Below are 14,516 nucleotides of genomic sequence, written 5' to 3'. Positions count from 1 at the left end.
TTATTTTATTTAATTGTTCAAGCGTCAAAAATGAGAAAAGCTCACAATGTTAGTGTTGAACACTAACATTGTGAGCTTTTCTAAAGTTTTACTAGTAAAACTTTAAGAAATTAAAGGCGTTTTCCAAAGAATGAACGTGTTTTGACAATCATTTTCAAAGGATATCTTTAAATAACGAAGCGGGAAAGGCTTGCTATATAAGAGACTTGTGAAAAATAGGATTGTCAAATGGAAAATAATGGTGTTTTGAAAAGCTGTTTCTTTGTTATCATGGAGGTATAAAAAAAGGTTCTTTGAGCATGAGGAAATAAAAGCTCAAAGTGATTGTTGATTTAAAGGAGGTTTTTAAATGAAAAAAAAGCGTTATTTAGTACTTGCGTGCCTACTATTTTCCCCTAGTTTTTTTATAAATGCTGAAGCGTCTGAACGTGGTTCTAGTTCGGTGGGGATTGAATTTTACAAAAAGGCACCCCCGAAAGTAGCTCCGAAAGAAGAGCCCTCACCGAAAACAGACGCGCCAAGTCCTAAGGAGCAAGTATCGGGACAGACGAGAACTAATCAAGCAGGTGTAGCAGGCGGTCAAAGCACCCCTACCACTGGCGACAAACAACTACCACGTACAGGAAGCAAGAGTCAGGCCAATCTTAGCATACTTGGCTTCGTCGTACTTGGCCTTGTAGCAATAGTACATAGAAAGAGGGGACGACATGAAGCAAAATAAATGGCAACGTCTTGCAGCTATTGGCTTATGTGGTTCTTTGCTAGTAAATGCCTTTTCGGGCGTGACGGCAGTTGCGGAAACCGTGACGATTGAAAGTAGTCCGACCGCCGAAAGTAGTGTGAAAGAAGAAACACAAGCAAATAGTGAAACGCAAACAACCAGTGAAGCAACGACTGAAACAAGTCAGGAAGAAGTAACACAGGAAACAGAGAAACAAGCAGAAGTGGCAACGGAAAAGAAGGAAGACACGCCAGTGAAAGCGGAGCAGGAAGAAGAAGCTTTGCCAACCGTTCGTTCGGAACGAGCGGTTGGGGTAAAAGAAGCTGGTAAAGTATCAGAACTTTCTACATGGTTCGAATCAGAGTCAAAGTCTTTTCCACCAAAAGATCAAAGTTATACAGTACCAGAGTATCGCTTTAGTATTAATATTGCTTCGAAAGATAAAACGACTTTAAATACGGAAGATTTTCAATTAACTTCTGAGATGGGATTAGATACATGGGGGAGATCTACGAATTTGTCTAATTTTGCCTCTCGTGGAGATCAAACAATACCAGTGTCAAATGTACCGACAACTACAGGGCTGGATATATTAATACCTAGTCAAACTCTAAACGTCAATTATCTTCATTATTGGTCAGATATGGTCGTATATTATTTGAAGGATCCTGTTCTGACAGTGCCCAAATATATTGACACTATTGAAGTAGCAAATTCAGGAATATATAACCAGTATTGGCCATATAGTATAACAGGGTATCCATATAATGTTAAATTAGTCAAAACAAATAATAGCTATACCCTGCAGCAACCGTTGTATCAGGTATGGAATAAAGTCTATTCAGCAAGCTTTGCAGCAGAATTAAGGGCAACTTATCAAGAGAAGCAGGCTGGTTTAACGTATATTGCTGCGCAACAAGATATTGACTTAACAACTACTTATAAAAAAGTCACCGAAAACTTCGTCGATGCCACGGGCGCTAAAATCACACCGCCAACTGGTTTCACGCAAGGGCAACAAACAAGTATTACGAGTAATGACTTCACGTACACCAGTGTCAAAGCCTTGCCAGACATGTACACAGCAGGCGGCAAAGCCTACAAGTTCAAAGGCTGGTACAAAGGTACTGACAAAACAGCTCTGAAAACCACGAAAACACCAAGTTATGCTGTCACTTACGATGACCAAGACGACATGACAGCGGTCTATGAGGATTTAGGTGAGGCGACAACTTTACCAGCACAAACGTTTAAATTTAGTTTTGTTGACGAGCAAGGAAATTTAGTCAATCCAAGTGGAATTTCTTTAAAAGGGAAAATTCAAGAATACGTAACAGATGAAACACCAAAAATTATTGGGGAAATTACTGGTAAAGATAATGGCATGGTAAAAGAATATACGATTCCTGAGAAAGTATTCTATGGCGTGACTGATACGCGTTTCAGTTTTTATGGAGCGAAAAACTCAGTGTTTACGATTCCAAAGTACTATAAATCGTTAGCGAAAAGCCCAGGGACGTATTATTCTAAAACGGCCAAAGTTTATCCGGTGGCTAGTATTCGCAGAAAGAATTTTATCACCAATGCTTTAGAGACTGAACTACCTAATGATTCGAAATATCGAGATTTATTCGCTTTGACAGACCCTACCCAGTTCATATTGGGCGAAACACAATATAATGTTAGTCCAACGAAAACAACATTTACCGCTTTAGGAATGGCATTTAGATCACCTGCTGCGGGGATTGTGGTGATTTCTAAAGATGATAGTCCTATCTATTATTATCTAGAAAACCGCCGTGTCACCGAAAACTTCGTTGACGCCACTGGTGCTAAAATCACGCCACCAACAGGCTTTACCCAAGGGAACAAAGTAGTGATTGATAGTGAGAACTTCACGTACACCAGTGCCAAAGCTTTGCCAGCCACTTACACAGTAGGGGACAAAAACTACAAGTTTAAAGGGTGGTACAAAGGTACTGATAAAACAGACCTGAAAACCACGAAAACACCAAGTTACGCCGTCACTTACGATGACAAAGACGACATGACAGCGATCTATGAAGAAGTGCAAGAAACCACTGTTCACCCTGGCTTCTACGCGGAGTTTGTCGATGAACAAGGCAAAGCGTTCACGAACCCTCTTACGCTTTCTGGAAATTATACAGAATTTCTTAGAAAAAACGCTACTAGTCCCTTTGAAGCGACGGGTTCACTTTACCCAATGGCGGGAAGTAAAGAGGCAACCGTTGCTAATCGCTATAAAGTAGAAACAAAGCAAAACGTCTTGATTCCTAATAATTATGAGCTTTTACCTGATCCAGCAACAGGTGTTTTAAATAGAGGATTTGCGTTGAATAACTTTGGTATTACGAATGAATTGAAGTACGTTGACAAAGTGGAAGCAACAACGAAAACCATTACGTTGTACGACTATGATACGATTAGTGACATTGGCACCAATCTTCTGTCAGATGCAGCAACGACTAGTTTAAATAGCTTTGAAACAACGCTTAACAAGGAAACGAACAATACTTTTTCTGTTAAGGCAAAGTGGGGCCAATCAGGATTATCAAGAGATATCCTGCCTAATCTGTTATTTTTAACCAGTGCAAATTCCAAACCAAGACTATTTGGTTTTGATGGAACTAGTGACTACAAGCAAACGATAAACTATAAAATTACACGAAAACAAGTCACTGAAAATTTTGTCGATGCAACGGGGGCCAAAATTACACCACCAACAGGTTTTACGCAAGGTAAACAAATACCAATGACAAGCAATAGCTTCACCTACACGAGTGCCAATGCCTTGCCAGATACGTATACCGCAGGAGACAAATCTTATAAGTTCAAAGGTTGGTACAAAGGTATTGATAAAACTGCGTTGGAAACCACGAAAACGCCAAGTTATGCCGTGACTTACGATGACAAGGATGACATGACAGCAGTCTATGAGGAAGTCCAACCAACGGCAGAAATGACTGTTAGTCGGTTACTAGAAGTGATTCCCAACGGATCTTCTATGGTTTGGACAGTTAGACTAAAAAACACCAGTGAAGTTCCGTTGACCAATATTAAACTAGCACCAACGGCCAAATGGGCGGCAGGTATTTCGGCGCCGACTCAATTAGCTGTTCGCATTGGTAGTACATCAAAAATTATCCCAGTGACGGCAGAACAATGGCGCACAGGAGTTAACTTGGGTGTGGAAATTCCGGTGAATGGTGAAGCTTTAGTGACAGTGAACACAGCGAAAATCACTGGAGAACCAAGGCAACTTTTAACCGCAGAAATGACAGCTAGCGGGAACTTTTCTGCAGTGACAGCTAGTAACTTTGTGCGTATTCAAGGCGAAGATCAAACGATTACGCCTGCGCCAGTAGAAGAAGGTTTCATTAGTACACCAACGTTTGATTTTGGGAAAATTACGATTAGCAGTAGTGCCAAACAGTACGGTCTGAAAAAAGCAGCCGATTATTATGGGAATGGTACGCGTAATCCATACTTGCGGATCAAGAAAAGCCAACCCAATTGGCAGTTGACAGCACAATTATCACAGCTCAAAGCATCTACCGATAGTTTGCCAACAAGTACGCGCTTATTATTAGGCAATGCGGATGTTGCAGCAATCGAAAACTATAACCAAGTCACAGAATCAACGAATAAAGTGGGGGTTACGAAAGCTTTAACTTTGACGAGTGACGGTACATCTACACCAGTAGTTCTTAATAACCAATTTACAGGTAATGATGTCTACCAATTAGATTTTGATTTTGCTAGCGTGAAATTAGACGTCCCAGCCAATCAAGGGAAAATAAATGAGAAATATCAAGGGACGGTGACGTGGAACTTAGTCACTGGACCTTAAAAAAATAATAAACCACCCTCAAAAAGTCTAACTTTTTGAGGGTGGTTTATTATTTTTATGGAAAGCCAATTTTATCTAATGGATAATAACGAAAAGTCAAAACACCTTCCACGCTCTCTTGTTTTACAAAGCCAAAGTAACGACTGTCATCTGAGCGCGGGCGATTATCGCCTAAGACAAAATACATGCCTTCTGGAACGGTCAGGGATTGGGTGGCTTCTAAGGTCTCTAAGGTAAAATCTTGGGTATAATTTTCATTTTTAGAGACATTTCTTTTAGCACTTGCTAAGTAATCTTCACTGAGTGATACACCATTAATATAAAGGGTATCATCACGATACTCGACTGTTTCGCCAGGTAAACCAATTAAACGTTTGGCTACTCGTTGGCCGTTGCGAGGACTAGGAAAAGCGATAATATCAAAGCGTTGTGGCTTTTTAATCGAAGTCACCCATAAACGGTCGTTGTTATGAAGTGTTGGTTCCATTGAAGAGCCATTCACCGCAGCAGGGGAGAACACATAGTGTCGAATCAGCAAGACAGCGCCGACTAACAAAACCAACTGAACCAATCGTTTTAATAATGAGGACATGGACTTCACTCCTTTGTCCTTTTAGTGTACTACAGACAAGGAAAAGAAAAAAGTTTTCCCCTTAAGAAAGGTGTGCTAAAAAACGTTTCATAAAGCGTTGGCGAATTAAAATACCAACATAAGCAGCTGCGACAGCCTTGATGATACCAGGAATAATAAACGGAGCAAACCCGCCCGCGAAAGCATTTGGCCACGGCAGATTTGCGGAATATTTCAACCAAATCATACCGAAAACTAAGGTAACTAAGGCGCCGGCAATATTTGCGATAATGGCCCAAGTATAGTTAAAGGTTGTTTTTTCTAAAATGTAACCAGTTAATAAGCCGTTAAAGATAAAGCCGATTAAATAGCCGCCAGTGGGTCCAAAGAGTACACCGAACCCGCTGGACATCCCAGCGTAAACGGGTAAACCAATTAATCCTAATAAGAAGTAAATTAAAATAGCGTAGGTCCCCGTTCGCTTGCCCAAAACGGTAGCGGTTAAGCCGATGGCAAACGTTTGTCCAGTTAAGGGGACAATCCCCAATGGAATTGTAAATTGTGAAAGTACAGCAATAATCACAGCGAATTCTGCTGCTAAAATTAAGGAGCGTAACGATGCTTTATTCATAAGAAGCCTCACTTTCTATTGTTAACCAATTATTTTTATTTGGTTAACAATAGTTTAGCGGAAGTAAACAATTTTGTAAAGAGGGCAAAGAAAAAAACCTTGCCAAGAAAGGCAAGGTTTTGAAAGAAGGTAAGAACCGTAGTTCGACCTTTTGAAATCTTAAAGTTTTTGGTTGTAGTATTCAACGACAAGTGCTTCGTCGATTTCTGGGTAAAGTTCATCACGTTCTGGTAAACGAGTGAAGCTACCTTCTAATTTTTCAGTGTCAAAGCTTACGAATGCTGGACGTCCAACAGTTGCTTCAACTGCTTCTTTAATTGTTGAGATGTTTTGAGATTTTTCACGAACACCGATCACTTGACCAACTTCAACGTGGTATGATGGAATATCAACACGTTTGCCGTCTACAGTGATGTGGCCATGGTTAACTAATTGACGTGCTTGACGACGAGTAGTTGCAAGACCTAAACGGTAAACAACGTTATCTAAGCGTTGTTCTAGTAAAACCATGAAGTTAACACCGTGTTTACCTTCTTTGATTTTGCTTGCTTTAATGAACAACGTACGGAATTGACGTTCGTTCATGCCATACATATGACGTAATTTTTGTTTTTCAGTTAATTGCATTCCGTATTCAGAAACTTTACCACGGCTGTTAGGTCCGTGTTGTCCTGGTTTGTAAGGGCGACGAGCTAGTTCTTTACCAGTACCTGATAAAGAGATACCTAGACGACGAGATACTTTCCATGATGGTCCAGTATAACGAGACATTAAAAATTCCTCCAATAAATAAATGTTTTTTTGGAGTAAAATAATTAGATGAAAAATTCATATTCGTTCAGTTCATTCTTCAACCTTCGCCTTTGCAGCCGCGGTTACGCAGTTGAACCAAGTTTGGCAATGAACTGTTGACGAGTTATTATTCTTCTGCTGCAATTATTTTACACAAAATCTAGTATACTTAATAGGATAGGAAACGTCAAGGTTTTAAAGTGAAATCTGAAAAAAAAGGTAGACAAAAACACTTTTCCTCATTAGAATAAGAGGAGATGTTTTGAAAATATAAGTTGAAAACGGAATGAAAGGGAGTTTACAATGAAGTCTGGTTCACCATTGTTTGAACAAATTGATAAATCCATCGACAAGAAAGTGAATTTATTCTCAAACAGCTTTTCCCGCTACGCTGTTCGTGCAATGCTTGCTTGTCTATTTTTAACGTTGGGAACAGCCGTTGCTTTTGCAATCGCAATTAAAGGAGAAGGAATTTCTCATGGTTTAGGGAAAATGCTTTACGCCTTCATGTTCAGTTGGTCACTTGTGATGATTTTATATATGAATGCCGAACTTGGTACCTCGAATATGTTGTACATGACTGTTGGCGTCTATCGTAAAAAAGTCAACTTTTCCTTAGCTGCAAAAATTTTATTTACCTGTATCTTATTCAATTTAATTGGTGGTGTCTTATTTGGTTTCTTGGTATCACTTACGGTGCCGTTCCAAGATTTACCAAAAGATAGTTTCTTCTTTACGTCGATTGCTGGAAAATTAGAAAAAACCACCCTGCAAATTTTAGTTGAAGCTATGTTCGCCAATATTGTGGTTAATACAGCCGTATTAGTGAGTATGCGAATGAAAGATGACGCCGGCAAAGTCGCGGCCATTATTTTCATTATCTTTATCTTTGCTTTCCTTGGTTTTGAACACGTGATTGCCAACTTCCCAGCCTTCAGTTTAGCTTACTTTGCTTCAAACGGCGCAATTGAAGCTTTCACAGCTGGTAATGTTGTTCATAATCTATTCTGGGCCTTTATCGGTAACTTTATCGGTGGTGGCTTAATTATGGGTCTCGGCTATGCCTGGTTAGATAAAGACAACAAAAACTTAACGTATTTTGATTAATTGATCAACCAACTATACTAAAACATGGTACACTGTTTTAGTATAGTTTTTTTATTATAAGGAGCGAAGGAATGGACACACTTCAATTTCAGAAGAACCCAGAAACAGCAGCAAAAATGTCTGCTTATATGAAACACCAATTTGTTTTTGCAGGCATCCCCGCCCCAGAACGTCAAGCGTTAAGTAAACAACTTTTAAAAGAAAGTCATACGTGGCCAAAGGAAAAATTATGCCAAGAGATTGAGGCTTACTATCAAAAAACAGAACGAGAATATCAGTATGTCGCTATTGATTTAGCTCTTCAAAATGTTCGGAGATTTTCATTAGAAGAGGTCGTAGCGTTTAAAGCCTATGTTCCACAAAAAGCGTGGTGGGATAGTGTGGATGCTTGGCGAAAATTTTTTGGGTCGTGGGTGGCGTTGCATCTGACTGAATTGCCAACGATTTTTGCCCTTTTTTATGGCGCTGAAAATTTCTGGAATCGGCGTGTTGCGCTGAATTTACAGTTGATGTTGAAAGAAAAGACCAATCAGGACCTGTTGAAAAAGGCGATTATTTATGATAGAACTACAGAGGAGTTCTTCATTCAAAAAGCGATTGGCTGGTCATTACGCCAATATAGTAAAACGAATCCGCAATGGGTCGAGGAATTGATGAAAGAATTAGTGTTGAGTCCTTTAGCACAACGAGAAGGCAGTAAATATTTAGCGAAAGCGAGCGAATAAGGAGAAATGATGGAAAGAAAACTTTTTGCATTTGATATTGATGGGACGTTGTTAAATTCGGAGAAGAAAGCATTGGATAGCACGAGAGAAGCGCTAGCAAAATTGCGGGAGCAAGGACACTTAGTTACGCTGGCAACTGGCAGAAGTCGTTATATGGCGCAAGAGGTGATTTGGGATTTAGATTTTACCAATTACGTATTATGTAATGGCGCTGCGGCTTTTGTGGATCATGAGCAATATTATCAAAATTTATTGCATGCTGAAGCGTTGGAACGTTTGGCAAAAGATAGTGATCAACGCGGCTTAGGATTTGCTTGTGTGGGCTTAGATGATATTAAGAAGAGCAACCAACACCGTGCTGAAAAAATGGAAATTGCGATGAACTCTTTTCATTTTCATTCACCTGCTTATGATGAACACTTTTATCGTCAAAATGATATTTACCAAGCGCTGGCTTTTTATGACGCAGAAGATCAGTGTACGTTTGAAGAAGAATACCCAGAATTTCGCTTTATTCGCTGGCATCAACATAGCGTAGATGTTGTGCCTAAAGATGGCTCAAAATCAGCTACGTTAACGTATTTAGCTAAACGTATGGGCATTGATGCAAAAAATATCATTGCCTTTGGGGACGGCGAAAATGACCGAGAAATGCTAAGCCATGCAGGGATTGGCGTCGCAATGGGCAACGCGAGTCCTTCCATTCAAGAAGTGGCCACAATGGTCACAGATACCAATGATAATGATGGCATTTGGAAAGCCTTAAAAGAAATGAAGGCCATTTAAAAAAACTGCGCCGTTTGTTTTCAGACAAACGGCGCAGTTTTTTTCTTTATTCGATGACTAAAACGCCCTCTTTTAAAGCAAATGGATTTTCTTTGTTAATATGATCGTAGAACATGATGCCATTAATATGATCAATTTCATGTTGAACCACAATCGCTTCGTAGTTTTTTAAACGAACTTTGTGTTTTTCGCCAGCCATGTCAAAATAACTGACGGTAATTTTGTTATGACGAACGACATACCCAGGCACATCCCGATCGACAGATAAACAGCCTTCCCCTTCACCTAAACATACATCTTGCACAGAATGGCTCAAAATTTTAGGGTTGTACATCACCGTACTTAATGAAGGCGTTTCGTTTTCTGGGTCGTTACTAGGAACATGGACAGCAATAATTCGTTTAGAAATATCTAATTGTGGTGCAGCTAAACCAACGCCACCACGTAATTGTAATTCTTCGGCTTTGACTGGATCTTGACTATTTTTTAAGAAAGTCAACATGTCCTCACCTAATTGTCGGTCTTCCTCAGTGATAGGGACAGGCACTTCTTCTGCCACAGCACGAAGTGTGGGATTCCCTTCACGAATAATATCTTTCATTGTAATCATTCAATGGTTCCTCCTTTGAAACATAAAAAAATTCTTCTTTTATTTATTCATGCGCTGAAATAATCAGTTGTTTACCACCATTTAGTGTATCACAAAATCACCAAAAAAGGGGCTAGATTGTTTAAAAAAACTGTCGAATAATAGAGATTAAGCTTGCATTTTAGCGGTGTTTCCTGTAAAGTAAGCTTGTGTGGAAACACACCATCTATCACTTGGTTTAGCGAGTCACCAACGCTTCACTCAGTGATCAGACGAATAATAGAGAAAGAGGTGGAACAAATGGCAATTTCACAAGAAAGAAAAAACGAAATCATTAAAGAATACGCACGTCATGAAGGAGATACTGGTTCTCCAGAAGTACAAATTGCTGTCTTAACTGAAGACATTAACCAATTGAACGAACATGCGCGTACACACAAAAAAGATCACCATTCTTACCGTGGTTTAATGAAAAAAATCGGTCACCGTCGTAACTTGTTAGCTTACTTACGTAAAACTGACATCCAACGTTACCGCGAATTGATCCAACGTTTAGGATTACGTCGTTAATCATTACGTATAAAGCGAGGTTCAATCAGAATCTCGCTTTTTATCTTATTGTCACTATTGAAGGTCCTCTTTGGAAAGTTTTTAGGAACTACTAACCAAATGAAAGAGCAGCAACGACTTGTTACTTTTTCATTTGTTTAGTAGCCGTCTGACTTTTCCAAAGAGCAAGAGTAAAGGAGAAGAATTATGACAGAAAAACAAGTCTTTAAAACAACTTGGGGCGGCCGCCCACTAGAAGTAGAAATCGGCCAATTAGCCAAACAAGCCAATGGAGCTGTCTTAGTACGTTACGGCGATACGGTCGTTTTAAGTGCTGCTGTTGCCTCTAAAGAAGCAAAAGATGTAGACTTTTTCCCATTAACTGTAAACTATGAAGAAAAAATGTATGCGGTAGGAAAAATTCCTGGTGGCTTCATTAAACGTGAAGGTCGTCCAAGTGAACGTGCGACATTAACCGCTCGTTTAATCGACCGTCCTATTCGTCCAATGTTCTCAGAAGGCTTCCGTAACGAAGTCCAAATCACAAACATCGTTATGAGTGTGGATCAAGATTGTACACCAGAAATGGCTGCAATGTTTGGGTCTTCCTTAGCGTTAGCAATTTCAGATATTCCGTTTGATGGACCAATTGCTGGTGTTGACGTTGGTCGTATTAATGGCGAATATGTTTTAAACCCAACGGTAGAACAAGCGGAACAAACAGATATTGAATTAACTGTTGCTGGAACAAAAGAAGCCATCAACATGGTTGAAAGTGGTGCTAAAGAAGTATCAGAAGAAGATATGTTAGGTGCCTTACTTTTCGGTTTTGATGCCATTAAAGAACTAGTGGCGTTCCAAGAAGAAATCGTTGCCGCTGTAGGTAAACCAAAAATGGACGTGGACTTATTACAAGTGGACGCTGATCTTAAAAAAGAAATTTTTGATGCGTACTACAATACAATGAAAACAGCCGTAATGACGGAAGAAAAATTAGCACGTGAAGTTGAAATTGACAAAGTAAAAGATACAGTCAAAGAAGTTTACGCTGAAAAATTTGCGGAACACGAAGAAGAAGCGCAATTACTAAAAGAAGTGAAACAAATTGCGGAAGATCTTGAAAAAGATGTCGTACGTGAGTTAATCACGATCGATAAGATTCGCCCGGATGGCCGTAAATTAGACGAAATTCGTCATTTATCATCAGAAGTAAGTATTTTACCACGTGTGCATGGTTCTGGCTTATTTACTCGGGGTCAAACACAAGCTTTATCCGTTTGTACATTAGCGCCTTTAGGGGAACATCAAATTATCGATGGATTGGGTGTCCAAGATAGCAAACGTTTCATCCATCATTATAACTTCCCGCAATTCTCTGTTGGTTCAACAGGACGCGCGGGCTCACCAGGTCGTCGTGAAATCGGTCACGGTGCGTTAGGTGAACGTGCCTTAGCACAAATTATTCCATCAGAAGAAGACTTCCCTTACACAATCCGCTTAGTAGCAGAAGTGTTAGAATCAAATGGTTCTTCTTCACAAGCAAGTATTTGCGCGGGAACATTAGCATTAATGGATGCGGGTGTGCCAATTAAAGCGCCAGTTGCAGGTATTGCAATGGGTCTTGTTAGTGATGGTGAAAACTATACAATCTTAACAGATATTCAAGGCTTAGAGGATCACCTTGGCGATATGGACTTTAAAGTAGCGGGAACGAAAGACGGAATCACTGCTTTACAAATGGACATCAAAATCCAAGGAATTACAGAACAAATTTTAACGGAAGCATTAGACCAAGCGAAGAAAGCCCGGATGGAAATTTTAGAAGAATTAACAACAACGATTGCTGCTCCTCGTGAAGAATTAAGTCAATATGCACCGAAAATTGAAATGATTCAAATTAAACCAGCGAAAATTAAAGATGTCATTGGTAAAGGTGGCGAAACAATCAACAGCATCATTGATGAAACTGGTGTTAAGATTGATATCGATCAAGACGGTAACGTAAGTATTGCTTCATCAGATGCTGAAATGATTAAAAAAGCCATCAAGATTATTGAAGAATTAACCAAAGAAGTCGAAGTCGGCCAAGTTTACTTAGCAAAAGTTGTCCGCATTGAAAAATTTGGTGCGTTTGTTAACCTAATTAAAGGCAAAGATGGCTTGATCCATATTTCTCAATTAGCAAACGAACGTGTGAACAACGTTGAAGATGTCGTGAAATTAGGCGACGAAGTCCTTGTCAAAGTAACTGAAATTGACAAACAAGGCCGTGTCAACGTGTCAAGAAAAGCATTATTAAACGAAGAAAACAAAGAAAAATAATTTCTTTTTAAACCAACGAAAACCAAGGAAGTTTCCTTTCTTTTCGTTGGTTTTTTCGTTGAAAATAAGCCCTAAAAAAGAAATGATAAAAAAAGCTAAAGACGATCGCCAACTCTTTTGTTTATAGTCAATTAGTGGTAAAATTAATACTATCAGTCTGAAGAATATCTGGGGTGTCTTTGTGAAAAAATTTAATCCAAATAAAAATATAATCATTACCTTAATTTTAGTCATTATTTTAGTAACCATTATTAGTTTAACTGCTGCGCAACGTTCTGAAAAAGGCAAAACCAATGTCGTTCAAGGTGGCGTCAACAATAGCGTTAGTATGGTGGATCGTGTGATTTCTTTTCCAGCTCGTGTGGTGGAAAACGGCTTGTCTTCAATGGGCAATTTAATTAACACGTTTAAAGAAAATGAACGTCTAAAAGAAAAAATTGATAGCTATAATGAATTAGCTGTCCAAAACAATAACTATAAACGCGAAATTGATAGTTTAAAACAAGAATTGAATCTGAACGAAACGTTAGCTAACTATGAAAAAGTAACTGCGAATGTCATTACGCGTTCGCCGGATACTTGGCAAGACTTATTAATTATCGATAAAGGAACCAATGACGGCATTGAAGCGGGCATGGCGGTCATGGCGCAAAAAGGGTTAGTGGGGCGTGTTATTGAAGTCAATGCAACGACTGCAAAAGTGGAACTACTAACGTCTAAAAATGTTAACTCGAACCATTTCCCTGTGCGAGTAACTTCCGCAAATGGCGAATCGTTTGGTTTACTTAAAAATTACGACAATAAGACAAATGCATTAATTGTGTCACAATTAACTGGCGATGCCACTCTGAAAGAAGGCGATGTCGTTCAGACTTCTGGCTTAGGGGGTAATTCACCAGCCGATTTAGCGGTAGGAACAGTTATTAAAGTGAAACCAGATAGTTTTGGTTTAGATCGTGAAGTCTATGTGAAACCTTATGCGGATGTCTATGGTATCTCCGTTGTGACGGTCGTGAAAAGATCGGCAGGGGAAAGCGAATGATTCGGAAAGAGTATTTAAAATACATCACACCTATTCTCTTGTTTTTCTTAATGTTAATTGATGCTCATTTAACAAAGTCTTTTGAAACGTGGACAAGTAATGTTTACTTCGCCAGTTCTCATCTGCTGTTACTTGCGTTTATGTTCGTCGTTCCTAATTTTTCTAAACGTTATTTATTAATTACTTCGTTAATTTTAGGCTTTATTTGCGATAGCTACTACATTGGCATTATCGGGATTTATACAGTCGCACTGACGATTTCGGTTATGTTGATGTATACATTTAAAGAAGTAATTCAAACAAATTTACTAACTGGTTTTTTTGGGATCGTTATTTTTACCACGTTGTATGAACTGATTGCGGTACTGATTCAAGTGGCCTTTCATTTAGCGGATGTCAGCCCGATTTTATTTATTACGCGTGTGTTGGGCCCTACATTGCTATTGAACATGGTGTGGTATGTTATTTTATCTTATCCGCTGAAAAAACTGTTTTCCGTAAAATAAAAATTGAAAATTTTGTTCGTTTGCGAAAAATGCTCATTTGTTAGCATTTTTCGCTTTTTTTATTTTCTTTAAATAACAAAACAATGAGAAGATTACCCTGGAGCCTTGAAGAAAGTTGTGAAAAAAGTGAAGCTTTTTTTTGTCATTTACAAGAAGAAAATTGAAATATTACTGTAACATCCATATTATCTCAGTGACATACAGCTATGCTACAATTGCTCTATCGTTGAAAAAGAGAAATTTATTCAAATTTTAATAAATAATAAAAAAGCTTAACAAAAAAGGATTTTCGGAGGACAACAGA

At 39.0% G+C, this 14,516-nt stretch carries 13 protein-coding genes; 9 read left to right on the top strand and 4 right to left on the bottom strand.

The window, feature by feature from the left end; all coding sequences use genetic code 11:
- The first annotated feature begins 349 nt into the window (after positions 1-349).
- The gene (locus tag IGM13_RS12360; RefSeq protein WP_002419595.1) at positions 350-721 is read left to right on the top strand and encodes an LPXTG cell wall anchor domain-containing protein; all 372 of its coding nucleotides are present in this window, start codon (positions 350-352) and stop codon (positions 719-721) included.
- Positions 708-4,592, top strand: a complete 3,885-nt coding sequence (locus tag IGM13_RS12355; RefSeq protein ID WP_086269749.1) for a WxL domain-containing protein — start codon at positions 708-710, stop codon at positions 4,590-4,592. The genes IGM13_RS12360 and IGM13_RS12355 overlap by 14 nt, the downstream gene beginning before the upstream one ends.
- 55 nt (positions 4,593-4,647) lie before the next feature.
- On the opposite strand, the gene lepB is transcribed toward IGM13_RS12355, so the two are convergent.
- The 3 genes from lepB to rpsD all read right to left on the bottom strand — a co-directional run bounded on the left by lepB (position 4,648) and on the right by rpsD (position 6,565).
- The gene (lepB, locus tag IGM13_RS12350; protein ID WP_002383266.1) at positions 4,648-5,184 is read right to left on the bottom strand and encodes a signal peptidase I; all 537 of its coding nucleotides are present in this window, start codon (positions 5,182-5,184) and stop codon (positions 4,648-4,650) included.
- A gap of 61 nt (positions 5,185-5,245) precedes the next feature.
- Positions 5,246-5,794, bottom strand: coding sequence for a biotin transporter BioY (locus IGM13_RS12345; RefSeq protein WP_002354975.1), 549 nt, complete (start codon positions 5,792-5,794; stop codon positions 5,246-5,248).
- Between the two features lie 159 nt (positions 5,795-5,953).
- The gene (gene rpsD / locus IGM13_RS12340; RefSeq protein WP_002365342.1) at positions 5,954-6,565 is read right to left on the bottom strand and encodes a 30S ribosomal protein S4; all 612 of its coding nucleotides are present in this window, start codon (positions 6,563-6,565) and stop codon (positions 5,954-5,956) included.
- A gap of 324 nt (positions 6,566-6,889) precedes the next feature.
- On the opposite strand from rpsD, the gene IGM13_RS12335 reads away from it, so the two are divergent.
- The 3 genes from IGM13_RS12335 (at position 6,890) to IGM13_RS12325 (ending at position 9,204) form a co-directional block, all read left to right on the top strand.
- Positions 6,890-7,693 (top strand): formate/nitrite transporter family protein, encoded by an 804-nt coding sequence (locus tag IGM13_RS12335; RefSeq protein ID WP_002365340.1) that lies wholly within the window; start codon positions 6,890-6,892, stop codon positions 7,691-7,693.
- A 71-nt stretch (positions 7,694-7,764) separates the two neighbouring features.
- The gene (locus IGM13_RS12330; protein ID WP_002354978.1) at positions 7,765-8,418 is read left to right on the top strand and encodes a DNA alkylation repair protein; all 654 of its coding nucleotides are present in this window, start codon (positions 7,765-7,767) and stop codon (positions 8,416-8,418) included.
- Positions 8,419-8,427: 9 nt separating this feature from the next.
- Positions 8,428-9,204, top strand: coding sequence for a Cof-type HAD-IIB family hydrolase (locus IGM13_RS12325; protein ID WP_016614269.1), 777 nt, complete (start codon positions 8,428-8,430; stop codon positions 9,202-9,204).
- Positions 9,205-9,250: 46 nt separating this feature from the next.
- On the opposite strand, the gene def is transcribed toward IGM13_RS12325, so the two are convergent.
- Complete coding sequence (def, locus tag IGM13_RS12320; protein WP_002354981.1) at positions 9,251-9,814, bottom strand: peptide deformylase; 564 nt, start codon at positions 9,812-9,814, stop codon at positions 9,251-9,253.
- Between the two features lie 279 nt (positions 9,815-10,093).
- On the opposite strand from def, the gene rpsO reads away from it, so the two are divergent.
- The 4 genes from rpsO (at position 10,094) to mreD (ending at position 14,212) form a co-directional block, all read left to right on the top strand.
- Entirely contained in the window at positions 10,094-10,363 is a 270-nt protein-coding gene (gene rpsO / locus IGM13_RS12315) for a 30S ribosomal protein S15 (protein ID WP_002354983.1), read from the top strand.
- A 186-nt stretch (positions 10,364-10,549) separates the two neighbouring features.
- Positions 10,550-12,664 carry a polyribonucleotide nucleotidyltransferase gene (gene pnp / locus IGM13_RS12310; RefSeq protein WP_002367402.1) on the top strand — a complete coding sequence of 705 codons (2,115 nt, stop codon included), beginning with the start codon at positions 10,550-10,552 and terminating at the stop codon, positions 12,662-12,664.
- 181 nt (positions 12,665-12,845) lie between these two features.
- Positions 12,846-13,706, top strand: a complete 861-nt coding sequence (gene mreC, locus IGM13_RS12305; RefSeq protein ID WP_002383273.1) for a rod shape-determining protein MreC — start codon at positions 12,846-12,848, stop codon at positions 13,704-13,706.
- Positions 13,703-14,212 carry a rod shape-determining protein MreD gene (mreD, locus tag IGM13_RS12300; protein ID WP_002381106.1) on the top strand — a complete coding sequence of 170 codons (510 nt, stop codon included), beginning with the start codon at positions 13,703-13,705 and terminating at the stop codon, positions 14,210-14,212. Before mreC ends, mreD begins: the two co-directional genes overlap by 4 nt.
- Positions 14,213-14,516: the final 304 nt, after the last annotated feature.

The sequence above is a fragment of the Enterococcus sp. DIV0561 genome (genome assembly GCF_050539875.1).
Taxonomy (GTDB): domain Bacteria; phylum Bacillota; class Bacilli; order Lactobacillales; family Enterococcaceae; genus Enterococcus; species Enterococcus faecalis.
Note: the sequence above shows the minus strand (reverse complement) of the source record. Positions and strands in the feature narration are given on the sequence as shown.